The 1706-nt window shown below is 50.2% G+C and carries 1 protein-coding gene; it reads left to right on the top strand.

Annotation, left to right across the window (positions count from 1 at the left end; all coding sequences use genetic code 11):
- Positions 1-212 precede the first annotated feature (212 nt).
- The gene (gene ndh / locus E0D98_RS23920; protein WP_000211045.1) at positions 213-1517 is read left to right on the top strand and encodes an NADH-quinone dehydrogenase; all 1305 of its coding nucleotides are present in this window, start codon (positions 213-215) and stop codon (positions 1515-1517) included.
- The last annotated feature ends 189 nt before the right edge of the window (positions 1518-1706 follow it).

Here is a 1706-nt window from a genome sequence, read left to right as displayed (position 1 = left end):
ACAATAAACTCTATTTTTTGATCTCGCCCAGTAAAGTCGCCTATCTTTTCAGCAACAAAACTTGATTAACATCAATTTTGGTATGACCAATGCACCATTCATGCTATTCTCAATAGTGAAGAACATTTTCATTGCTGTAACCTGTTGTTAATTAAGAGTTATGTTAATAACCATTAATTAACAATTGGTTAATAAATTTAAGGGGGGTCACGTTGACTACGCCATTGAAAAAAATTGTGATTGTCGGCGGCGGTGCTGGTGGGCTGGAAATGGCAACACAGCTGGGGCATAAGCTGGGACGCAAGAAAAAAGCCAAAATTACGCTGGTCGATCGTAACCACAGCCATCTGTGGAAACCGCTGCTGCACGAAGTGGCGACTGGCTCGCTTGATGAAGGCGTCGATGCGTTGAGCTATCTGGCCCATGCGCGCAATCATGGTTTCCAGTTCCAGCTGGGTTCCGTCATTGATATTGATCGTGAAGCGAAAACAATCACTATTGCAGAACTGCGCGACGAGAAAGGTGAACTGCTGGTTCCGGAACGTAAAATCGCCTATGACACCCTGGTAATGGCGCTGGGTAGCACCTCTAACGATTTCAATACGCCAGGTGTCAAAGAGAACTGCATTTTCCTCGATAACCCGCACCAGGCGCGTCGCTTCCACCAGGAGATGCTGAATTTGTTCCTGAAGTACTCCGCCAACCTGGGCGCGAATGGCAAAGTGAACATTGCGATTGTCGGCGGCGGTGCGACGGGTGTAGAACTCTCCGCTGAATTGCACAATGCGGTCAAGCAACTGCACAGCTACGGTTACAAAGGCCTGACCAACGAAGCCCTGAACGTAACGCTGGTAGAAGCGGGAGAACGTATTTTGCCTGCATTACCGCCACGTATCTCTGCTGCGGCCCACAACGAGCTAACGAAACTTGGCGTACGCGTGCTGACGCAAACCATGGTCACCAGTGCTGATGAAGGCGGCCTGCACACTAAAGATGGTGAATATATTGAGGCTGATCTGATGGTGTGGGCAGCCGGGATCAAAGCGCCAGACTTCCTGAAAGATATCGGTGGTCTTGAAACTAACCGTATCAACCAGCTGGTGGTGGAACCGACGCTGCAAACCACCCGCGATCCAGACATTTACGCTATTGGCGACTGCGCGTCATGCCCGCGTCCGGAAGGGGGCTTTGTTCCGCCGCGTGCTCAGGCTGCACACCAGATGGCGACTTGCGCAATGAACAACATTCTGGCGCAGATGAATGGTAAGCCGCTGAAAAATTATCAGTATAAAGATCATGGTTCGCTGGTATCGCTGTCGAACTTCTCCACCGTCGGTAGCCTGATGGGTAACCTGACGCGCGGCTCAATGATGATTGAAGGACGAATTGCGCGCTTTGTATATATCTCGCTATACCGAATGCATCAGATTGCGCTGCATGGTTACTTTAAAACCGGATTAATGATGCTGGTGGGGAGTATTAACCGCGTTATCCGTCCGCGTTTGAAGTTGCATTAATCGACGTACACTGGCGGATGTGGCATAAACGCCTCATCCGCCCTGGACAAATGGTACGAGCGGTAGATACTGTTATGGCCTGCAAGTTTTTTCCTGGTCCGGTTTCCCGGATTGCAGGCATGCCAGACACAGCGCCGTCAGGCGCTGTTTTTTTCATCCCTTCCGCGATTTTTACGCCGCTACCGGATT

Origin of the sequence: Escherichia sp. KCJ4928 (assembly GCF_004352695.1) — a bacterium.
Classification (GTDB): Bacteria; Pseudomonadota; Gammaproteobacteria; order Enterobacterales; family Enterobacteriaceae; genus ECMA0423.
This window is presented reverse-complemented; position numbering and strand designations above follow the sequence as displayed.